A 19,246-nucleotide genomic window follows, 5' to 3' on the forward strand; every position below is an offset into this window, starting at 1 on the left:
CATTTGCGGTGCCGTGTACCCGCTCCCCCGCCGAAGACTCGGAAGGAGGGCGCAACACAGACTTCAATATCTTAGTGCATCTCCTGCACTCAAAGCTATTCGAGCGGATCCGCCGTCGGAACCGGGCACCTGGCGTATGTGGATAACCCGTGCAGCCAGCAGGGAATACTGGAGCAATGACCGTGCTGAAGTCCATCATTCTCTTCGTCCTGGCCGCCGTTGCCGAGATCGGCGGCGCCTGGCTGATCTGGCAGGCCGTCCGTGAGGGCAAAGCCTGGTGGTGGGCCGGCCTCGGCATCGTGGCACTGGGCATCTACGGCTTCTTCGCAGCGTTTCAGCCCGACGCGCACTTCGGCAGGGTCCTGGCCGCCTACGGGGGCGTATTCATCGCCGGCTCGCTGGCCTGGGGAATGCTGGTGGACGGCTTCCGCCCGGACCGCTGGGACGTGATGGGGGCTGCCATCTGCATTGTGGGCGTCGGCGTCATCATGTTCGCGCCCCGCCCGGGAGCGTAGGCCCGAACACGGCAAAACCCCCGGAAGGTTACCTTCCGGGGGTTTCTTTGTGCGCGGAGGGGGACTTGAACCCCCACCCCCTTTCGAGGACTAGCACCTCAAGCTAGCGCGTCTGCCATTCCGCCACCCGCGCAAGGTGATCAGGAGAAACAATGTTTCATTTTCTCCGTGACAGCGACAAAGACAATAACACGAACCGGGCCGATCCGTGGATTCCTGAGCCCTTCATGGAACCTCGCTAGGGTGGTGGCCATGGATGCCACACCCCTTAGCGCCCTGCTCCTGACTGTCGTCTTCGCAGCGATGGGACTCTATGCCCTGTACTTCGTGATCCGCTCAGGGGTGCGGGACGGCATCCTCCAGGCCGACAAGAAGCGCAGCGAGCAGGCGGAGCCGACACGCCCCACCGACTTTTGAGCTCCCCCACTGGTTAGGGTGGGCACATGGACAACGTCAGGGTGAGGCGGAGCCGGCTGCGCTTTGTGGTCATGGTCCTGGCCGGCGCAGTGGCCTTCGTCGCCACCGGAATGTCAGGCAGTTGGGTGGATGCGCCTGCGGTCGGCTGGGCCGCCGCCGCCCTGGTCTACGTTGCTTGGGTGTGGTTGGTGATCGCGCGGCTCGATCCTGCGGAAACACAGCACCATGCAACGTCCGAGGACCCGTCACGGGGAGTCACCGACCTGCTGATACTCGTGGCCAATTTGGCCAGCCTTGCTGCTGTGGCCGCCGTGATCGTCAATTCGCACACTGAAGGAACCGGTTCCCGCCTGTCCTCTGCGGCACTCGCCCTGGCGTGTGTGGGACTGTCCTGGATGCTGGTCCAAACTCTCTTCACGCTGCGGTACGCCGAGCTCTATTACAGCCGGGAAGCCCACGCCGGCGGTGAAGTGGGCGGCATCAGCTTCAACCAGGACCGGCCGCCGCAGTACACGGACTTCGCCTATCTGGCCACGAGCCTTGGCATGACGTATCAGGTATCTGACACCAACCTCGGCAACCACTCGATCCGGTTGGAAGCGCTGAAGCACAGCCTGCTGTCCTACCTGTTCGGAACCGTCATTCTTGCCGTTACCATCAACCTCGTCATCGGCCTGGCCCAGTAGCCAAGAGGCCTGCGGCGGTGACGTTAAAGCGAAACGGGGCAGCCGGCGTCGAACGTTGACGCTGGCTGCCCCGCTGCTGGTGAAAGACGCTTACGACGCCGGTCCCCCACCGACCGTCGCCTGCTCGGCTTCCGCTGTGGTCGCCTCAGGTGAAGCAGTGCCACGCTTGCGATAGCGCCAAACACCGATACCCACCACGATCGCGGCCAAAGCCAGCGACAGGAAGAGCGACTCACGGGTGGATTCGATCATCACCATCCCAATAATGAGGGCCACGATGGCGCCGATGGCGATCCACGTGAGGTACGGGAAGAACCACATCTTGAGGTCGAGCTCCTTGGCCGCAGCACCCATGCGCTTGCGCAGGATGAGTTGCGAGGCCGCAATGACCAGCCACACAAAGAGTGCAATGGCTCCGGAGGTGTTCACGAGGAACAGGAACACCGTGTCCGGGGCAATGTAGTTCAGCCCAACGGTGATGAACCCCACCACCGTGGAGGCCAGCACTGCTGCTGCCGGGACGCCACGCTTGGAGATCTTCATCCAGGCCTTGGGGGCATCGCCACGCTGTGAAAGGGAGAACAGCATGCGGCTGGCCGTGTAGAGGCCGGAGTTCAAGCAGGACAGGACCGAGGTGAGGACAACAATGTCCATGATGGTGCCCGCGCCCGGGATTCCGTAGAGCTCGATCACGGCAACGTACGGGCTCTTTGCAACAGAAGCGTCGTTCCACGGCAGAAGGGTGACAACAATGGCGATGGAGCCGATGTAGAAGATCAGGATGCGCCACACAGTGGACTTCACGGCCTTCTTGACGGCGTCTACGGGGTTCTCCGATTCACCGGCCGCGATGGTGGCGATTTCGGCGCCGAAGAACGAGAAGACCACCACGAGGATGCCCGCCAGGACTGCGCCCGGACCGTTGGGCATGAAGCCACCCTGGTCCAGGAGGTTGGCGACGCCCGGCGCAGAGACGCCCGGCATGAGGCCCAGGATGGCAACGATGCCTGCGAGCAGGAAGATGACGATTGCGGCCACCTTGATGGACGCGAACCAGAACTCGAACTCGCCGTAGGACTTCACGGAACCAAGGTTGGTCAGCGTCAGGAGCACCATCAAGATCAGCGCCCAGATCCACTGGTCCACGCCGGGAACCCAGCGGTGCATGATGGCGGCGCCCGCTGTTGCCTCGATGCCGAGGACAATGATCCAGAACCAGGCATAGAGCCAGCCAATGCTGAAGCCCGCCCAGCGGCCTAGGGCCTTGTCAGCGTAGGTGGAGAACGAGCCCGTCTCCGGGTTGGCAGCAGCCATCTCGCCCAGCATGCGCATGACCAGGATGACCACCAGGCCGGCAGCGAGGTAAGCCACAAGGATGCCGGGACCGGCTTGTTGGATGGCAGCTCCGGAGCCCACAAAGAGGCCTGCGCCAATAACGCCGGCGATGGCGATCATGGAGAGGTGCCGGGGCTTAAGGGACTTTGAAAGTTGTTGGTCAGCGTGCATGGATCTGCGCCGTCCTTTAGGTGTTCGCGGGGTGGCCGGCGTGGTGTGCCACGGGCCACATGACTCATTCACGCTAGCTTGCTGCACCAAGCCGCCGCCTGTGCAGCTGAACATTTTGACGCCCACGAAAAGGGATGTGTGCACAAAATGTACATCATGAGGCATCCAATGTTTCGTATTGAAAACTTTTGTAATGCCCCTGAAATGAGTGTTTGAGGCTTCCGTTAGACGAAGGTGCGGAAGAACAACTCAACAACAGTTGCCAGGTACCGCGGATCCTCAACGCCGCAGAGCTCGCGCGCGGAGTGCATGGACAACAAGGGAATGCCCACATCCACGGTCCGGATACCAAGGCGGGTAGCAGTCAGGGGCCCAATGGTGGATCCACACGGGAGATCGTTGTTGGACACGTATTCCTGGTAGGGAACGCCGGATTCGTCGCACAACCGGGCCCAGAACGCAGCACCTGTGGCATCCGTGGCGTAACGCTGGTTGGCGTTGATCTTCAGCAGCGGGCCACCGTTCAGCACTGGCTTGTTGGCGGGATCATGCTTTTCCGCGTAGTTCGGGTGTACAGCATGGCCGGCATCGGCGGAAACGCAGAACGACGCCGCCAGCGCCTGCCGCCGCTGGCTCACCGAGGCGCCGAGGCCGTCCGAGATGCGGACCAGGATGTCTTCGAGGATGGGGCCGCACGCTCCGGAGCGCGAGTTGGAGCCGATCTCCTCGTGATCGAATGCGGCCAGGACTGCGATCGGTCCCTTCACCGGAGTTGACGCCGCATGGCTGATCAGTGCCACCAACCCCGCGTGCGTGGAAGAAAGGTTATCCATGCGGCCTGACGCGAAGAACTCACTGTTGGCTCCGAAAACCGCAGGGGGCTGCGTGTCTGCCACTACGACGTCGTACCCGCCAATCGCGGCTGCGTCCACCGTGGCACCCTCAACGCGATCGGCGAGCAGCCCGAGAAGATCCTCCCCGGCGGGGTCGCCTTGGCCGAAGATCGGGTTCATGTGCTGCTGCTTGGACAGATGCAGTCCATTGTCGTTCACGCCGCGGTCCAGGTGGATCGCCAACTGGGGGAAGCGAAGGAGCGGGCCCGTGGCTGTCAGATGCTGCGTTCCGTCACGCATGACCAAACGGCCTGCCAGCTGCAGTTCCCGGTCCAGCCATGAATTCAGCAGGGGTCCGCCGTAGACCTCGACGCCGGCCTGCAGCCAGCCGAATTTGCCCGTAGTGGGCTTCGGCTTGAGTTTAAAGGACGGCGAATCGGTGTGTGCGCCGAGGATATTAAACCCCGTGGTGGGGCCGGCATTTTCGGGCATTACCCACGCGATCAGGGCGCCGTCGCGGATCACGTAGAACTTGCCCGCTCCGCCATCCCACGGCTTCAGTTCATCGAGTGCCGTGAATCCTGCGGCATCGAGTCTGCGGGCGGCCTCGTGGACTGCATGGAAGCTCGACGGTGACGCAGAAACGTAGGCGCCGAGATCCTGGATGTGGTCAACTGCTGCGGAAGCATTCGAAGGCATGACCCCGAGTCTAGCCGCGCTTTCGCCGCCGGCCGGGCTAAACGGTGACGTTCAGCGCGGCCGTATAACCGCCCGCAACCGAGCCGGATATAGTCGCGAGTTGGTATATACCCCCGTCGTCGCCAAAGACATTGTCCGAGGTGAGCGTGGTGTTGGGGAAGTTTCGGGCGCTGGACTCGTAGCCAGCGGTTGCGTAGACCGTCTTGCACGCCGCCTCCGTGAGGGCAATCTGGGAGACGGCCAGCACCTGCCCGGCAGCGGTGGTGTTGCTCATCGATTCGAATACTTCAAAGTGAATATGTGGCCATCGGCCGTTGTACGCGCCCGGGTAGATGGTGCTGAAGGTCAGTTGGCCGTTGGCGTCAGCCTCCTGCACACCCCTGAGATAGTTCTGGTCCTCCAGGCCCGAATCGTAGAGGGAGTACTTGCCGTTCTGGTCACAATGCCAGACGTACACAGCGGCTCCAGCCAGCGGCGAACAGCCATTGGCATTGTCCAGGAGCGTCAGTGTCACCGTGAGGGGAACGCCCTCAGCTGTTGTGGTGGACGTTCCGAAACTGGACCTGATGTCACGGCGGACCACCCCGGAGGCCTCCAGCACATTGGGACCATTGGAGCCGTCTCCAGGGTAGGGCCCGAGCGTCTCCTCAGGGATCTCGACGCCACATTCGGCAAATGCCCGGGTCACCGTGCTGGTGGCCGACGCTGAAGGTGACGCAGCCGCCGTCGAACTTTCCGTCGCAGCGGCCGTGGTGCCGGCAGCGCTCGACGGCGATGCGCCGCTGCCTTCCGTACCGGGCGTGCAGGCCGCGAGGGCGGCTGCAGTCCCGGCGCCGAAGAGAACGCCCAAAGTGCGTCGCCGGCTCAGGAGCGTGGAGAGATCGAACTCAAGTCCGCGATCGTGGTTGGGATGAGGAGTAGTCATGCCTCCATGAAACGCGGGCGCCCTGTGACTTGTACATGGGAAGGCTGTGGCCGGACTGTGAGGATGTAGCTGCATGTGCAATATAAACATTTCTATATGCTTGTAATGCCCGTCACATCATGGCACGATGTCTCAACGGACATAATGACGGAAGGTCTCTCGCCATGAACATTGAACTGAAACCAGTGCGCAAGCTACGCATCCACTGGCCCATTCCCGTGGAAACCATGAAGCAAATGGCCGCCGGCGACCTTGGCGCCCTTGAGTCCGATGAAGGCATCGCCTCCCTGCTGAACGAATTGCAGTCGGCACCCGAACTGGGCGGCTTCGGCAACTACCACCACGTCTTCGAGTCCTCCGCGGGTTTCGAGGGATTCACGGTAGCTGAGGGGGCCAAGCCCACTCTCGGCGCTGTAGGCCAGCGGACCATCTCTCCCACTTTTGTGTTCACCACCTATTTCGACGATTCCCTGGACCACCGGACAGTCCAGGAGCTGGTGCAACGGATAGTCGACATCCACCCGTGGGAAGTCCCTGTCATCGAGGTCTCGGGTCCACTCAGTGTCTCCAGCAGCTCCGTGGCCCACACCGAAGCGAGGTTGGCGTCATGAGCGCGCCCTTGTGGCAGGAGTTGGCACCACTTCTCCGCAACAGGACATTCACAGACCTGACGCACGCCTTCCATTCCGGCCAGCCGCATTTTCCGGCGTTTCCCGACGAAACCCGGGAGACCCTCTTCGATATGAAAAAGGGAGACGGGTTCACAGCCCACAGATACTCGATTGTGGGCCAGTGGGGCACCCACGTGGATCCGCCGTCGCATTTTGTCCTGGGCGGCCGGACACTCGACCAACTGCCCGTGGAGGAGATGATCCTGCCGCTGGTAGTCCTGGACATCAGCGAACGCGTCGCGGGTAATCCGGATGCCACCCCTACCCTGGATGACGTCCACGGCTGGGAAGACCGCAACGGTGACATTCCGGCGGGGTCGTTTGTAGCCCTCCGCACCGGGTGGAGCCACCGCTGGCCGGACAGTGCCGCCATGGCCAACGTTGACGAAGCCGGTGTCAGCCATACCCCGGGATGGTCGCGGGAAGTACTGGAGTACTTGATCGAAAAGCGCTCAGTTAGCGCGGTGGGGCACGAACAGACTGATACCGACCCCGGAAAGGCCACATCCCGGCAGGATTTCAGCCTGGAAACCTACGTCCTTGCCCAGGACAAGTGGCAGATAGAGCTTCTTGCCGCCCTGGACCACCTCCCGGAGGCCGGCGCCGCCTTGGTAGCCACGTGGGCAAAGCCGTTCGAGGGCAGTGGTTTCCCGGCCAGGGTCTTCTCCATCCACTGACTCCGGCCGTCGTGTAACGCCGGGCTGTGACGCCTGAGCAGGCCGGGGTAGCTAGAATCGATCCATGTCAAAGACCTCCAGCATGGGCCGCGGCATGATGGCCCTTCTTGCGGTGGGGGCGCGTCATGCGGAAGGTTTCGACGGCGGCACGGTGGCCGACGTCGCAGCCCGCCTCGGCAAAGACCGCAGCCAGGTGTCGCGAAGCCTCAAGGGTGCGCAGCAGGAAGGCTTCCTGACACGTTCGGACCAACGCGAGTACAGCCTGGACTGGTCCATCCTGACGGACGCCCAACTGGTCACAGAGCAACGGCTGAAGACCGACGGCCTCACGGCTTTGGAGGGGTTGGCCACCGAAACCAACGAGGCCTGCTTCCTGGGCGTACTGAGTGGAAACAGTACGGTCACTATCGGCGAGCAAGTTCCCGAGAGCGCAAACCTTGTGGGTTCCTGGCTCGGCCGCCCCTACCCTGCCTACTGCAGCGACGCCGGCCAGGCGCTCCTGTGGGATGCCCCGGAGGCGGAAATCCGGAAAATCTTCAGCACAGTGGAGTTCGTGAGGCATGGCCCCAACACCCCGGTTTCCGTTGATGATTTCCTGGAACGGCTGAACAAAGCCCGCGTCCGCGGATACTCGATTGTTGATGAAGAAGCCGAACCCGGACTCTACTCGCTGTCCGCGCCCATCAGGGACTTCAAGGGAGATGTTGCCGCGGCCCTGCAAATCGTTGGGCCGAAAACACGCGTGGAACCCCAGCGGGAGGCTTTCGCCGTGGCCCTCGGCTCTTGGCGGACGTGGCTCGAGTCCAGGGTTGGCGGAACTGCACGCCAGTTCGAAGCCTAAGCTTCCAGTGCGGGCCCGCCACTGAGCCGTTGGGCGCTGGAGTGGAGAACAGCAGCGATTTTCGGGGCATTGGCTTCGACGCCGGACCGGCTGCCCAGCACGCTCAGAGCAGCAATGATCCGGCCATCCTCAGCCCGGACGGGAACGGCCAGCTCCCAGACTCCGTGTTCAAATTCTTCAGCAGCGAGGACATAACCCCTTGGCCTGTCGCGCTCCATCAAATCGGCGACTTCGGGGGCAGTGTGCGCCGCGGCCGGTCCGCCTACGCCGATGAAGTTAACATCCCTAAGTAAGGAACCGAGGTCCTTGGGCGAGTGGTCCCACAGCAAGGCCCGCCCTGAACCCGTGCACCACACCGGCGTGACCATGCCAGGTTTGGCGAACCCGCCCAGGACTGAGTTGTTGGTTGACGAACGCAGTAGGAGAACGCGGACACCTTCCCGCACGGACAGCCGGGACCGCAGTCCGAACGCGGACACCAGTTCTTCAAGTTCCGCAGGTGACTTCTGAACCCACGTACTGTTCAGGGACGCTGCGAGGCTGAAGAAACGCGGTCCTGTGCGGAAAGGGCCACGGTCCACCCGTTCCAGCAGTCCAAGATCGCACAATTCCTGCGCCAATCGGGAGACCCGGCTTTGTTCCATGTCCAGTCCGGCAGCCAGCTGCGAGACGCCCAAAAGTTGGCGTCCCTGCTTTTCGCGGTCCGTGACCATACGGACAAGGCGAAGACCCTGGCCCAGGGATGACGCCTCCGGTGACACCTCCACGAATCCGCTCCTTCCACCAAGCGTTCACGCCATTCTCACATGGTGACGTCAGCTGCAAGGACACGTGCCCTGTTGGCCCACACAGTGTAGAGGTCAGCGAGTATCGCGGCATTCGCCACTTCAAGTTCACCTACCGTGATTTTTCCGCCGTCCTGACCACCGAAGAGGACCACCCGGAAATGGCGGGCACGGCCGGGCATGAAGCCCGGCCGTGACGCATGGCCAATCTCGAATCAGGCCGAACGCTTGGCCTTGGCCTTCGGGCCGTAGCGGAAGTGGAAGAACAGGTAGCAAGCTGCAACGAACGGAACACCAAAGTACAGGGCCGCGATCTGGGTGGGGTCGAAGGCTATGCCAATAAGGGATACCAGGCAAAGAGTAAAAGCCAGGATGGGCAGCACCGGGAAGAAGGGGGCTTTATAGGCCAGATCAGCCACCTTTCCGCCATTCCGGATGAATGCCCTCCGGTGGAAGAAATGTGAGGCAGTGATGGACATCCAGACTCCCACCACCGCGAATCCGGCAATGGACACCAGGGCCAGGTAGACGGTCTCCGGTGCAGCCACACTGCTGACCAGGGACGCCAGCCCGCCCACCATGCTGACGGAAAGGGCAACCAGGGGTATTCCGCGCCGGGTCAGCTTCTTGAGTGCCCGTGGGCCATGTCCTTCATCGGCCAGTGAATAGAGCATTCGTGCACAGGAGAACAAACCGCTGTTCCCGGCTGACAACAGCGCGGTGATGATCACAAAGTTCATGATGTCCGCCGCGAACGGGATGCCCACAGAGGAGAAAACCGTGACGAAGGGACTTTCATCCAATCCCACTTGGTCGTAAGGAACCGTTGCCGCGATGACTGCAATGGCGCCCACAAAGAAGATCAGTAGCCGGATGACGGTGCTGCGCATGGCCTTGGGGATGTTCTTTGCAGGGTCCTTGGTCTCCCCAGCCGCAACACCGATCAGTTCAGAGCCGGAGAAGGCATAGAAGACGGCCAGGGCGGTGACAAGGACACCTGTGAAACCGTTGGGGAAGAGGCCACCTGAGGTATTGAAGTTCTCAAAGAGGAATGGGTGGTTGCCGGACTCTGCAAGGGGATGGAATCCGAACAATGCAGCCCCGCCGAAGACGATCAACGCGATGATCGCCCCCACTTTGACGATGGAGAACCAGAACTCGGATTCCCCGAAGAACTTGGACGAGAAAGCATTGAAGCCGAAGAGGATGGCAGCGAAGACGAGGCACCACACCCAGACCTCAACATCGGGAAACCAGCGCTGCATGAGCAAGCCTGAGGCTGTGAACTCAGATCCGATGGCCACGGCCCAGCAAAGCCAGTAGAGCCAGGCCGTAGCGAAGCCGGTTGCCGGGCCGATCGAGCGGGATGCGTAGATGTGGAAGGCGCCGGAGACAGGGTAGGCGATGGCGAGTTCGCCAAGGCATGCCATCACCAGGTAGACCACGAACGCGCCAACCAGGTAGGCGATGACGGCCCCCAACGGGCCCGCTTGCGAGATGGTGTAGCCCGAACTCAGGAAGAGACCTGAACCGATCACACCTCCCATCGCAATCATGATCAGGTGCCGTGGTCCCATGGAGCGGCGCAAACCGGGTTCCGGCGGCGCCAAGGGGGTATCGGCTGGATGATCCAGTTTCAGGGGTGTAGAAGATTCCATGTCTTGTCTCCGTTAAGTGACAGGTGCGAACGGTACGCCGAGGACTTCCGGGGCGGGGAGCCATGGGGGCGCTTGTAGTGACGAAGGTAACACAGATCATGTGACTTTAGTCATTAAAAACATTTGTGAATGCGAATAACGCACACTTTGCATCGCAGGCATGACGATGTGACCGTTCACTGGTCAGAATGCCCCAGCAATGAGGCAGCGCCGGAAGCCCGCCGGGGCCGGGTGATCCTAGAGCGAAGCCCGTCGGATGACGTTGGACAAGGTCATTGCCGTCACGGTGTCGCTCACTCCGGGGAGGGCAGCGATCTGCTCCCAGATCTCCTGGACGCGGCCAAGGGATCGCGCTTCGACACGGACAATGAGGTCAAAGTCGCCGCTGAGGACGTCGCACAGGACCACTTCCGGAATGGATCGGAGTTCGTTCAGGACGTCGGCGCCCCGCATCCGGTCCTTGCGGTAAACCATCAGGAAGGCCGAAACCAGGGATTCGGCATCTACTCCAGCCACCACTGTGTAGCCCTGGATATAGCCCTGCCGCTCCATGCGATCGATCCGCTGCCGCACCGCATTTCTGGACAAAAGAACCTTGCCGGCAAGTTCGGCGTGGGGGACGCGGGCATTCTTGGTCAGTTCCGCGAGGATCCTTTGATCGATGCCGTCCAGACCAGCCCGCTCCATGCGTCCCTTTCCACCTACCCCTGCAGGGACACCAGCCCCTGCCTCGGCCGAAAGGCCCACGAAGGAAATGATACTTCCACAAGTCCCCGAGGCATTTCCCCGCGCTCAGTAATCAGGGTTGCTCGGCACTACAAGCCCGGTCTCGTAGGCGTAAACCACCACCTGCACCCGGTCCCGCAACTGGAGTTTGCTCAGGATCCGGCGGACGTGGGTCTTGACGGTCGCCTCGGAGAGGAAGAACTTGTGGGCGATCTCCGCGTTGGACAGGCCCTCGGCAATGGTGGTGAGGATCTCGGTTTCGCGTGGCGTGAGATCGTCCAGCAACGGGTCCCGGTGGGGAGTTGGTGACTGCCCGGGCAGCGCGCCTCCTCGAACATATGTTTCCAGGAGCCGTTGCGTCACCCGCGGAGCAACCACAGCATCGCCGCTGGCCACGAGGCGCACAGCGTGGACCAGTTCCGAGGGTGCAACGTCCTTGAGCAGGAAGGCGGAGGCGCCGGCCTGCAAACCGGTGAAGGCATACTCATCGAGGTCGAAGGTAGTAAGGATGATGACACGCGCCTCGGACCCGGAGTCCGAGATCCGACGCGTTGCCTCAATCCCGTCCATGGTGGGCATCCGCACGTCCATCAGGATCACATCCGGCGCGAGTGCTTCTACTTGGCGTACGGCTTCGATGCCATCGGACGCCTCACCCACTACGTGGAAGTCCTCCTCGCCTTCCAGAATGAGCCGGAAGCCCATCCGAAGCAGTGGCTGATCATCCACGAGCAGCACTTTGATGATGTCTTCTGTCATGATTCCCCCTTGTCGCCGGCCCAGCGGAGCTCGGCGTGAACTGCCCAGCCTCCCCTTTTACTGGGCCCGGCTGTAACGATTCCAGCATAAATTCCGGCGCGTTCATTCATCCCGGCGATGCCCTGCCCGGTGCCCAGGCTGCCCACTGGTTCGCTGCCGCCCTCCACGGTTCCGCGGCCGTCGTCGTGGACGTCAATGGTGACCAGATCGGCGTCCCGCGCCACTTGGACGTCAACGCGGCTCAGTGAGCGGCCGTACCGCAGGACGTTGGTCAGCGACTCCTGCACAATCCGGTAGACGGTGAGTTCAAAGGCGGGATCGGCCGGTAATCCAGGGCCTGTGTGCGCATAATGCAGCGGCAGACCCGCGGTCCGGAAGCCATCCAGGAGCTTCGAGAGGTTGTGCCCGGATTCCAAGGGCGTGAGCGGTGCCGGCCGCCCGGAGTCGTCGCGAAGGACGCCCAGCACGCGGCGCATATCGGCCAAGGCGGTCCTGCCGGTCCGGGACAATTCGCCCAGGACCTCCGCGGCGCGCTCCGGATTCTTCCTGACCACCACGGCAGCACCGTCCGACAGGCTGACCATCACCGTCAGGGAGTGCGCCACGACGTCGTGCATCTCGCGTGCGATCCTGTTCCGCTCGGTCACCTTGCCCAGATGGGTGGTGCGGGCCGCCCAGGCAGCGATCTCGGCCTCATGCTCCCGCCGCTGGCGCACGGAAATACCAATGCCGGTGGCCAGGAGGTTGGACAACATGATGGTCACCGCGGTGGCGATGTTGTTGATCAGGTGGAAATTCTCCGGTACCTCCTGCAGGGTGTCCATGCCGCTGGGAATCGTCCACATGAACAGATAAAGCAGGCTCAGGGGCAAACTGGCGGCAACAAACACCACCAAGGCGAGGCTGCGCTTCCTGATGGATGCCACCGCGTACAGCGCAAACCACAGGCCTGCTGAGACGTTGGATCCCCACGGGTTCAGGATGGCGGCCGCAACCTCCAGGAGGACGACGGCGGCCACCACCTGAAGTGGGTAGCGGCGCCTGAACATGAGCACAGCCGCGATCATCAGCAGCAAGGCCACCACCAGCCACTTGCCCTCGGAGATGGAGCTGATGATGGTGGGCAGGGCCAGGAGCACGTAACAGAGGATTACCACGGCATCCATGGCGCTGGGGCGCTCGTAGAAGTAGCGCCGGATGCGGCCCCTGCGGCGCTGGGTTATTTCAGCGAAGGACGCGTCCACCGTAGCGGTGGACGCGTCCTTCACCTGTGGAGCTTCAGTCATGGATTGAGCCTAGACGGCAACCCGTCCTAGACGTCCCGCTTCTTCAGCAGGAGCATGGCCAGCGCAACCGGTACAACAACCCAGGCACCCAGGACCAGCGCGGCCTGCCACGCTTCCAGCGTTTCAGGAACATGCTCGACGGCGGTCATCGGGGTGATGGTGCTGGTGGGGAGGTACTTGTTGGCTTCCTTGAAGAAATCGCCGGGAATGAGCTGGAAGGCGATCGGCGCAACGAACAGCAGCCCCACCAGGCTCATGATGCCGCCGGCCGAGTTCCGGACGATGGTTCCAAGGGCCATGCCGATGGCTGCTACTGCTGCCACGTAAAGGCTGTTGACCAGGAGGAGCTTGACGGACTGCGAGCTGCCAAGGTCCAGCTTGAGGTCGTAGTTATCCACGATCGGGAGGGACACCAGGCCGGCAATGTAGATGGACACGGCCGTCAGCAGGAAGGCGCTGACCATGACCACAATGAGCTTGGCCAGGAACGGTGAGAGCCGCTTGGGGACGGCGGCAAACGTGGAGCGTGCCATGCCGGTGGTGAATTCGGAGCTCATCAGCAGGACACCCAAGGAGCCGAGGATGAGCTGGGCGAACGAGATGCCCGAGGTGGGAATGCTGACGGCCAGGTCCCCGCCCTGGGCGGCCATGGCAGCCGCGGCTTCGGGATCGTTGGCAACCTGCTCAGCAAACTGCCCGGTTCCCCAGGCCGAGAGGGCGGCGAACCCCACCATCACCAAGGCTGTGGAGGCCAAAAGGATCAAAGTGGACATCAGCGTGCGGAACTTGATGAATTCCGAGTTCAGCACGCGGTGGAATGCCGGTCCAGGACCGACGGAGTTACGGATGGACTTACGGTCCATAGTGGTGGTGCTCATGTCTATTTCCCTCCGGCCTGGGCGGGAACCGAGGCCCCGGTGGTGATGTGCGAGTGGTATTCCACCTCGTCCTTGGTCAGTTCCATGTACGCCTCTTCCAGGCTTGCCTGGAGCGGAGTGAGCTCGTACACCATGACCTGGTTTTCCAAGGCGGTCCTGGCGATGCCCCGGGGGTCCAGTCCGGACACCTCCAGGAGTTCGCGCTCGTGGACCTCCACGGAAACGCCGGTTCCGGCCAGGAGCTGCATGAGGCGTTCCGGCTGGTCAGTGCGGACACGGGTCCTTGCGTGACCTTTGCCGGTAATGATTTCGGCGATGGGCGCATCGGCAATGATCTTGCCGCGGCCGATCACGATCAGGTGGTCTGCAGTCAATGCCATCTCGCTCATGAGGTGGCTGGAAAGGAAGACCGTGCGGCCCTCGGAGGCCAGGTACTTCACAAGGTTGCGGACCCACACCACACCTTCAGGGTCCAGGCCGTTGACGGGCTCATCCAGGATGATGGTCTGCGGATCGCCCAGCAGCGCAGCGGCAATGCCGAGGCGCTGACCCATTCCGAGCGAGAATCCCTTGACCTTCTTCTTTGCTACATCGCCCAGGCCGGTCATTTCAATGACTTCGCGGACCCTGCTCTTGGGGATACTGTGCGTCGCGGCCATGGCGAGCAGGTGGTTGTAAGCGGTGCGGCTCGTGTGGACTGCTTTGGCGTCCAGGAGGGCGCCGATCTCGCGGAGCGGTGCTTTGTGCTGGGCGAACGGTTCACCGTTCACCGTCACAGAGCCCGACGACGGAGCGTCCAGCCCCATGATCATGCGCATGGTGGTGGACTTGCCGGCACCGTTCGGGCCCAGGAAGCCGGTCACCCGTCCAGCCTGGACAGTGAAACTGACACCGCCGACGGCGGTCTTCTCGCCGTAGACCTTGGTCAGGCCTTTTGCTTCGATCATGGAAGCGTTCCCTCCTCGGAGCACATGAGTGTGCGGATGAGTTTTGAATGTACTCACCACGCTACCCATGGAGCGAACGTAAATCGCCGGTCTCAGGGATGATTCAGGGTTCAGTCAGGGTAGTCCTCGCGGATGACCCGCTCCTCTTCAGCCGACCGGGAGCGGCGAGTATACGCGCAGTTCGCGGGGTTTCACGGTGAAGGTGGCGCTGCGTACCCCGGGCTTAGGTTCACCGTCCACCGCCAGGACCAGGGGTTGCCCGATCGCCTCCACGGTGATGGTGGTGGCCTCGGTCAGGTGGGTGACTTTGGAGGCAGCAACCGTGCCGGTCACAACCGCCCACAGCAGCCGCGCACGGGCGAACGGCTCGTCCGCTGTGATCATCCGCAGATCGAAAACCCCGTCGTCCAGCACGGGCCGTCGAAGCGGTGCGTGGTCGCTGGGATAGAACCTTCCCCGTCCCATGTAGAGAATCCAGAGCCTGTGCTTGACCCCGTCCACGGTGAGCGTGGTGGGCGAGTTCACTCCGAAGGTGCGCAGCGACGCCACAACGCTGGCCAGCGGCTTACCCATAGCCGGCTGCAATCGTTCCCGGCGACGAACCAGGTTCGGGTACACGCCCACGCTGGCGGTGTTCAACATGGCCAGCTCCGTAGTTTCGGGCGTCTCGGGAAGGCCACGCTGCACCACTACATGCCCCAGGTCAACCGCGGCTGCCTGCCCCTTGGTTACCGCCTCAATGGCGTCGTCGATCGAGCTGGTGCCGAGGTCGCGGGCAAAGTGGTTGAGGGTTCCGCCGGGCAGCACAAGCAGCGGCAGTGAATGTTCGACGGCGGCCGCGGCGGCAGTGCCCACCGTTCCGTCTCCGCCCCACACGCCCAGCGCAACGGTGCCGGGCCGGGTGGCTGCGGCGTCGATTTCCGCGACGACGTCGTCCCCTTCCGCAATTTCACGTATATACGCCTTGGGGAATATAACTCTGAGAAGCTCGCCGGTTTCGGGGGAGTAGGACCCTCCAAGAACGTTGACCGCAATACTCAGCCCCTCGCCGTCGGCGATAGCGGGCGCTTCTGCAGGCGTTCGGCGCGGCGTTGGTTCTGCGGGCTTGGCGGGCCACCACCGGCGCGTCAGTAGCGCCGCGCCTGCTCCCAATGCCGAACCGAAGACCACATCGGAGGGCCAATGGGCTCCCGTATGAACGCGGGAATAGGCAACACCTGCGGCAAGGGGCGCCAGCACCGTGCCGAGTGCCGGTGAAACCATCCCGGCACCCACGGCGAAAGCTACCGCAGAGGCAGAATGCCCGGACGGCATCGATGAGCTGGTTGGCTGCGGGTTCACGAAGCGAAACAGCGGCAGGTGCTCAGGAAGCGGGCGCCGCCGGGGGAGTACCCGCTTGAAGATGACGTTGGTGACGCCTGAAGCAACGCCCAAGGCCAACACGCCATGAAGAGCCGCCCTGCGCGGTTTCCCCGGGAACGCGGACATGATTCCGGCAATCCCGAACCAGAGCTTTCCCTTGGTGGCCGCGGACGAAAGCCTCCTGAAGAAGACATCGTGGTCGCCCTGGGGCTGCCTGGAGACAGCCCGGACCAGAAAGTGGTCGAATCCTGCAACTCGTCTGGGGGCCTTGCCCACGATGCCTCGCATTACTTCACAGTATCGCCTGCACACCCCCGCAGAGGGGCTGCCCATGCCGTCCGCCGGCCGTGGCTACGATGAATGGATGATTCGTGTCCTGCTTCCACGTCGACAGCCCGGGTGGCAACTGGTTGTCCCGGCCGTGCTGCTTCTCCTTGCCTTCATGGTGCCGGGCATCATGATCCTGGCCGGACAGGGCGAGCCTGCTTTCAACGGCGTTGACACCACCTGGCAGGCCTTCACCTTTACTCTGCATTCGCCCTTCTGGGACGGCGTGAACGCGGTACTCAACTGGGCGGGCTACGCCGGGATCCTGGTATTCCACGTGGTGCTCGCCCTTGCGCTCCTGGTCTGGCAACGGCCCATGGGAGCAGTCTTTGCCGCGACCTCCGGCATCATCGCACTGGCCCTGACGCAGCTGGCCAAAGCCGTGGTGGGTCGGGACAGGCCCCAGGGCGCTCAGGTCCTCACAGATACCGGCTCATACCCCTCGGGGCATGTATCGGCCACCACTGCGTTCCTCATGGTGTTGGCCATCCTGCTGGGACGCTGGTGGATGACCTTGCTGGCTGCCGTAGGTGTCATAGCCATGATGGTCAGCCGCACCTATCTCTCGGCACATTGGCTCAGCGATGTCCTTGGCGGCGCCTGCCTTGCTGCCGGTGTCGTCCTGATCATGTGGTGGCGGTTCAGGGAAATATGCATCAAAGAGAATGAACTGGCGGATGGCCGGACTATTTGGGCGGCAAAGGCTTCGCGACGCCTGCAAGCAGGAGAGCGAGCAGAATAGGCGCTCCGATGGCCAGCAATGCCAAGTGGATTCCGGTGTGGTCGCCCAAGTAACCCAAGAGGGGTGGGCCCGCCAGGAAGGCGACGTAGCCGATGGTGGAAACAACGGAAACCCGTGCAGCGGCATGCTTGGGGTCGTCCGCAGCGGCTGACATGCCCATGGGGAAGGCCAGGGCAGCACCGATGCCCCACAATGCCGCACCAACGCCGGCCAGGATAACGTTGCCGGCGAAGACAAACAGTGCCAGGCCCACGGCGGCTGCCGCCATGCTGGCCCGCAGGACGCTCACGCGGCCAAACGTGTCGATCGCCTTGCCACCGAAGAACCGCATGATGGTCATCGCCAGGACGAAGAGCGCGAACAGCAGCGCACCCGTGGATTCCGAGGCGCCAAGCCCGTCCACGGCAGCCTTCGCGATCCAGTCGTTGCCCGCGCCTTCGGTCAGCGTGGCGCCCAGGACTACGACGCCGATCAGCAGCGTCCTGCCGTCCCGCCAAGCCGAAGGCCCCTTCGCAACCGGAGCGCCGTCGTCGTGAACTTCTGCGGCCTCATGCGGAAGGAAGTACTTGGGGACCGTCAGCGCCAAGGCAACGGCAATGGCTGCGATCACCAGCAAGTGTTGAGGGAGACCAACGCCAAGCTGTGAGAGACCTGCGCCAATCAGCGCGCCAAGGAAAGCACCGCCGGAGAAGGCAGCGTGGAACTGCGGCATGATGGTGCGCTTGAGCCGATGCTCAACGTCGGCACCCTCGATGTTCTGGGCTACGTCCCACAAACCAATGCCGATACCAAAGAAGAACAGGGCAATCGCCGTGGCCGGCACTGATGCGGCCATCAGGGAGAAGGCAATTCCTGCGCCCGCAGCTCCCGCCACGATGCCCGCCACACGAACCGTATTGGCCGTGCCGATCCTGCCCACCACCCAGCCGGCCGACGGCAGCGCCAGCAAGGACCCGACGGCGGTGCAGAGCAGCAGGGTGCCCATCTGGCCGGACGTCAGGCTGAGCGCATCCGTCACCGCCGGAATGCGTGCAGCCCAGCTGGCAAACACCAACCCGTTCATGCCGAAGATCAGGAACGTCGCCACCGCCGCGGCATTGACGTTGGTGGTGCTTCTGGTGTTGGTGGTCATGCAATCACAACTTCCACGGAGAGTTTATTGAGCCGGGCAAGATCTTCTGGGGATGGTTTTTGGTCGGTCACGATCACGTCCACGGCGTCCATGGCTGCGACCAACGCTACTGCGCTGGCATTCCATTTGCTGCCTGCGGAGGCCACAACCACGCGCGCTGCGGATTCAAGACCGGCGCGTTTCACGGCCGCGTCATCAAGGTCGTGGGCCAGGAGTCCGTCCTTGAGGTTGAGTGCACATGGGGTCACGACGGCGGTGTCGAACCTGAGCGAGCGGACGTTGGCTTCGGCCATGGGTCCCCGGAAGGACTGCTCGCCCGGGATGAGGCTGCCGCCGGGAAGGATGAGCTGCGGCGCCCGGCCGGAGTGAGGCACTGTCAAAGCCTCGACGCCGTGGAGGGACATGGGCATCACCGTCAGTTCCCGCTTACCCAACCGGCGCGCGATCTCCGTGGCGGTGGATCCGCTGTCCAGCCACACATGCTCGCGGTCGTTGATGAGTCCGTCAACAGCCTCGGCAATGCGCGTCTTGGCTTGGTGGTCTTCCAATTCACGTTGGCCGTAGCCGGGGTTGTCTCCGCGTGCCAGCAAGCTGCGGGCGCCGCCATGGACGCGTTTCAGCACTCCGTTGGCAGCAAGGATCTCCAGGTCGCGGCGAATCGTGGCGCCCGATGCGCCCGTGGCGTCCACGAGTTCATCCACAGTGGCTTGTTCGCGGGTGCGCAGCAGCTCGCCAATGAGCCGGTGGCGGTCAGCAGTTCCCATGACTCAACCGTAACAACGATTGAGCACTTAATCACCATCGATGATCATTTGCTCACAAACGCTCTCTCACATCCCATGGCTTAAAGCGAAACGCTCCTGCAGCAAGTGCA

Annotated in this window: 21 protein-coding genes and 1 tRNA gene; 7 read left to right on the forward strand and 15 right to left on the reverse strand. The window is 62.7% G+C overall.

What is annotated here, in order from left to right; translation table 11 throughout:
* Positions 1–176: 176 nt before the first annotated feature.
* Complete coding sequence (locus tag ACIQLI_RS13425) at positions 177–515, forward strand: YnfA family protein (RefSeq protein WP_354231421.1); 339 nt, start codon at positions 177–179, stop codon at positions 513–515.
* Between the two features lie 50 nt (positions 516–565).
* Here the strand turns inward: ACIQLI_RS13425 and ACIQLI_RS13430 are convergent.
* Positions 566–648: transfer RNA gene (locus ACIQLI_RS13430), tRNA-Leu, on the reverse strand.
* Between the two features lie 119 nt (positions 649–767).
* Between ACIQLI_RS13430 and ACIQLI_RS13435 the strand changes: the two genes are divergently transcribed.
* Positions 768–932, forward strand: a complete 165-nt coding sequence (locus ACIQLI_RS13435; protein WP_400389162.1) for a hypothetical protein — start codon at positions 768–770, stop codon at positions 930–932.
* Between the two features lie 26 nt (positions 933–958).
* Entirely contained in the window at positions 959–1,618 is a 660-nt protein-coding gene (locus ACIQLI_RS13440) for a DUF1345 domain-containing protein (protein ID WP_400389165.1), read from the forward strand.
* Positions 1,619–1,708: 90 nt separating this feature from the next.
* Here the strand turns inward: ACIQLI_RS13440 and ACIQLI_RS13445 are convergent, their stop codons facing one another.
* From ACIQLI_RS13445 to ACIQLI_RS13455, 3 genes are all read right to left on the reverse strand, one after another.
* Complete coding sequence (locus ACIQLI_RS13445; protein WP_354231427.1) at positions 1,709–3,124, reverse strand: amino acid permease; 1,416 nt, start codon at positions 3,122–3,124, stop codon at positions 1,709–1,711.
* 224 nt (positions 3,125–3,348) lie between these two features.
* The gene (locus ACIQLI_RS13450) at positions 3,349–4,656 is read right to left on the reverse strand and encodes a M18 family aminopeptidase (RefSeq protein WP_400389169.1); all 1,308 of its coding nucleotides are present in this window, start codon (positions 4,654–4,656) and stop codon (positions 3,349–3,351) included.
* A 37-nt stretch (positions 4,657–4,693) separates the two neighbouring features.
* Entirely contained in the window at positions 4,694–5,581 is an 888-nt protein-coding gene (locus ACIQLI_RS13455; protein WP_400389172.1) for an intradiol ring-cleavage dioxygenase, read from the reverse strand.
* A gap of 164 nt (positions 5,582–5,745) precedes the next feature.
* On the opposite strand from ACIQLI_RS13455, the gene ACIQLI_RS13460 reads away from it, so the two are divergent.
* The 3 genes from ACIQLI_RS13460 to ACIQLI_RS13470 all read left to right on the forward strand — a co-directional run bounded on the left by ACIQLI_RS13460 (position 5,746) and on the right by ACIQLI_RS13470 (position 7,770).
* On the forward strand, positions 5,746–6,192 hold the full coding sequence (locus ACIQLI_RS13460) for a hypothetical protein (RefSeq protein WP_400389175.1): 447 nt from the start codon (positions 5,746–5,748) through the stop codon (positions 6,190–6,192).
* Positions 6,189–6,929, forward strand: a complete 741-nt coding sequence (locus ACIQLI_RS13465; RefSeq protein ID WP_400389178.1) for a cyclase family protein — start codon at positions 6,189–6,191, stop codon at positions 6,927–6,929. Before ACIQLI_RS13460 ends, ACIQLI_RS13465 begins: the two co-directional genes overlap by 4 nt.
* 64 nt (positions 6,930–6,993) lie before the next feature.
* Positions 6,994–7,770 carry an IclR family transcriptional regulator gene (locus ACIQLI_RS13470; protein WP_400389181.1) on the forward strand — a complete coding sequence of 259 codons (777 nt, stop codon included), beginning with the start codon at positions 6,994–6,996 and terminating at the stop codon, positions 7,768–7,770.
* Here the strand turns inward: ACIQLI_RS13470 and ACIQLI_RS13475 are convergent.
* From ACIQLI_RS13475 to ACIQLI_RS13515, 9 genes are all read right to left on the reverse strand, one after another.
* Positions 7,767–8,537: an IclR family transcriptional regulator gene (locus tag ACIQLI_RS13475; protein WP_400389184.1), complete on the reverse strand. Its 771-nt coding sequence runs from the start codon at positions 8,535–8,537 to the stop codon at positions 7,767–7,769. The genes ACIQLI_RS13470 and ACIQLI_RS13475 overlap by 4 nt on opposite strands.
* A gap of 35 nt (positions 8,538–8,572) precedes the next feature.
* On the reverse strand, positions 8,573–8,737 hold the full coding sequence (locus tag ACIQLI_RS13480) for a hypothetical protein (RefSeq protein WP_400389187.1): 165 nt from the start codon (positions 8,735–8,737) through the stop codon (positions 8,573–8,575).
* A 33-nt stretch (positions 8,738–8,770) separates the two neighbouring features.
* Positions 8,771–10,213: an amino acid permease gene (locus ACIQLI_RS13485; RefSeq protein WP_400389190.1), complete on the reverse strand. Its 1,443-nt coding sequence runs from the start codon at positions 10,211–10,213 to the stop codon at positions 8,771–8,773.
* A 237-nt stretch (positions 10,214–10,450) separates the two neighbouring features.
* Positions 10,451–10,900, reverse strand: a complete 450-nt coding sequence (locus tag ACIQLI_RS13490; protein ID WP_354231659.1) for an Lrp/AsnC family transcriptional regulator — start codon at positions 10,898–10,900, stop codon at positions 10,451–10,453.
* A gap of 105 nt (positions 10,901–11,005) precedes the next feature.
* The gene (locus ACIQLI_RS13495; RefSeq protein ID WP_400389193.1) at positions 11,006–11,698 is read right to left on the reverse strand and encodes a response regulator; all 693 of its coding nucleotides are present in this window, start codon (positions 11,696–11,698) and stop codon (positions 11,006–11,008) included.
* Positions 11,695–12,984 (reverse strand): sensor histidine kinase, encoded by a 1,290-nt coding sequence (locus tag ACIQLI_RS13500; RefSeq protein WP_400389197.1) that lies wholly within the window; start codon positions 12,982–12,984, stop codon positions 11,695–11,697. The genes ACIQLI_RS13495 and ACIQLI_RS13500 overlap by 4 nt, the downstream gene beginning before the upstream one ends.
* Before the next feature lie 26 nt (positions 12,985–13,010).
* Positions 13,011–13,862, reverse strand: a complete 852-nt coding sequence (locus tag ACIQLI_RS13505) for an ABC transporter permease subunit (RefSeq protein ID WP_089597045.1) — start codon at positions 13,860–13,862, stop codon at positions 13,011–13,013.
* 2 nt (positions 13,863–13,864) lie between these two features.
* Positions 13,865–14,809, reverse strand: a complete 945-nt coding sequence (locus ACIQLI_RS13510) for an ABC transporter ATP-binding protein (protein WP_089597046.1) — start codon at positions 14,807–14,809, stop codon at positions 13,865–13,867.
* A gap of 147 nt (positions 14,810–14,956) precedes the next feature.
* Positions 14,957–16,459: a bifunctional phosphatase PAP2/diacylglycerol kinase family protein gene (locus tag ACIQLI_RS13515; protein WP_400389201.1), complete on the reverse strand. Its 1,503-nt coding sequence runs from the start codon at positions 16,457–16,459 to the stop codon at positions 14,957–14,959.
* Between the two features lie 43 nt (positions 16,460–16,502).
* On the opposite strand from ACIQLI_RS13515, the gene ACIQLI_RS13520 reads away from it, so the two are divergent.
* A complete protein-coding gene (locus ACIQLI_RS13520) occupies positions 16,503–17,240 on the forward strand; it encodes a phosphatase PAP2 family protein (RefSeq protein ID WP_400389204.1) in 738 nt (245 codons plus the stop codon).
* On the opposite strand, the gene ACIQLI_RS13525 is transcribed toward ACIQLI_RS13520, so the two are convergent.
* Both ACIQLI_RS13525 and ACIQLI_RS13530 read right to left on the reverse strand, forming a co-directional pair.
* Positions 17,185–18,372: an MFS transporter gene (locus ACIQLI_RS13525; RefSeq protein WP_400389207.1), complete on the reverse strand. Its 1,188-nt coding sequence runs from the start codon at positions 18,370–18,372 to the stop codon at positions 17,185–17,187. The genes ACIQLI_RS13520 and ACIQLI_RS13525 overlap by 56 nt on opposite strands.
* On the reverse strand, positions 18,369–19,136 hold the full coding sequence (locus tag ACIQLI_RS13530) for a DeoR/GlpR family DNA-binding transcription regulator (protein ID WP_400389209.1): 768 nt from the start codon (positions 19,134–19,136) through the stop codon (positions 18,369–18,371). The genes ACIQLI_RS13525 and ACIQLI_RS13530 overlap by 4 nt, the downstream gene beginning before the upstream one ends.
* Between the last annotated feature and the right edge of the window lie 110 nt (positions 19,137–19,246).

The organism is Paenarthrobacter sp. NPDC091669, assembly GCF_044756725.1.
Lineage (GTDB): Bacteria > Actinomycetota > Actinomycetes > Actinomycetales > Micrococcaceae > Arthrobacter > Arthrobacter bambusae_C.

What these genes read in the sequence shown, in the direction of transcription:
- ACIQLI_RS13425 (WP_354231421.1), top strand. Translation starts at nt 177, where the DNA reads ATGACCGTGCTGAAGTCCATCATTCTCTTCGTCCTGGCCGCCGTTGCC.
- ACIQLI_RS13435 (WP_400389162.1), top strand. Translation starts at nt 768, where the DNA reads ATGGATGCCACACCCCTTAGCGCCCTGCTCCTGACTGTCGTCTTCGCA.
- ACIQLI_RS13440 (WP_400389165.1), top strand. Translation starts at nt 959, where the DNA reads ATGGACAACGTCAGGGTGAGGCGGAGCCGGCTGCGCTTTGTGGTCATG.
- ACIQLI_RS13445 (WP_354231427.1), bottom strand. Translation starts at nt 3,124, where the DNA reads ATGCACGCTGACCAACAACTTTCAAAGTCCCTTAAGCCCCGGCACCTC.
- ACIQLI_RS13450 (WP_400389169.1), bottom strand. Translation starts at nt 4,656, where the DNA reads ATGCCTTCGAATGCTTCCGCAGCAGTTGACCACATCCAGGATCTCGGC.
- ACIQLI_RS13455 (WP_400389172.1), bottom strand. Translation starts at nt 5,581, where the DNA reads ATGACTACTCCTCATCCCAACCACGATCGCGGACTTGAGTTCGATCTC.
- ACIQLI_RS13460 (WP_400389175.1), top strand. Translation starts at nt 5,746, where the DNA reads ATGAACATTGAACTGAAACCAGTGCGCAAGCTACGCATCCACTGGCCC.
- ACIQLI_RS13465 (WP_400389178.1), top strand. Translation starts at nt 6,189, where the DNA reads ATGAGCGCGCCCTTGTGGCAGGAGTTGGCACCACTTCTCCGCAACAGG.
- ACIQLI_RS13470 (WP_400389181.1), top strand. Translation starts at nt 6,994, where the DNA reads ATGTCAAAGACCTCCAGCATGGGCCGCGGCATGATGGCCCTTCTTGCG.
- ACIQLI_RS13480 (WP_400389187.1), bottom strand. Translation starts at nt 8,737, where the DNA reads ATGCCCGGCCGTGCCCGCCATTTCCGGGTGGTCCTCTTCGGTGGTCAG.
- ACIQLI_RS13485 (WP_400389190.1), bottom strand. Translation starts at nt 10,213, where the DNA reads ATGGAATCTTCTACACCCCTGAAACTGGATCATCCAGCCGATACCCCC.
- ACIQLI_RS13490 (WP_354231659.1), bottom strand. Translation starts at nt 10,900, where the DNA reads ATGGAGCGGGCTGGTCTGGACGGCATCGATCAAAGGATCCTCGCGGAA.
- ACIQLI_RS13495 (WP_400389193.1), bottom strand. Translation starts at nt 11,698, where the DNA reads ATGACAGAAGACATCATCAAAGTGCTGCTCGTGGATGATCAGCCACTG.
- ACIQLI_RS13500 (WP_400389197.1), bottom strand. Translation starts at nt 12,984, where the DNA reads ATGACTGAAGCTCCACAGGTGAAGGACGCGTCCACCGCTACGGTGGAC.
- ACIQLI_RS13505 (WP_089597045.1), bottom strand. Translation starts at nt 13,862, where the DNA reads ATGAGCACCACCACTATGGACCGTAAGTCCATCCGTAACTCCGTCGGT.
- ACIQLI_RS13510 (WP_089597046.1), bottom strand. Translation starts at nt 14,809, where the DNA reads ATGATCGAAGCAAAAGGCCTGACCAAGGTCTACGGCGAGAAGACCGCC.
- ACIQLI_RS13515 (WP_400389201.1), bottom strand. Translation starts at nt 16,459, where the DNA reads ATGCGAGGCATCGTGGGCAAGGCCCCCAGACGAGTTGCAGGATTCGAC.
- ACIQLI_RS13520 (WP_400389204.1), top strand. Translation starts at nt 16,503, where the DNA reads ATGCCGTCCGCCGGCCGTGGCTACGATGAATGGATGATTCGTGTCCTG.
- ACIQLI_RS13525 (WP_400389207.1), bottom strand. Translation starts at nt 18,372, where the DNA reads ATGACCACCAACACCAGAAGCACCACCAACGTCAATGCCGCGGCGGTG.
- ACIQLI_RS13530 (WP_400389209.1), bottom strand. Translation starts at nt 19,136, where the DNA reads ATGGGAACTGCTGACCGCCACCGGCTCATTGGCGAGCTGCTGCGCACC.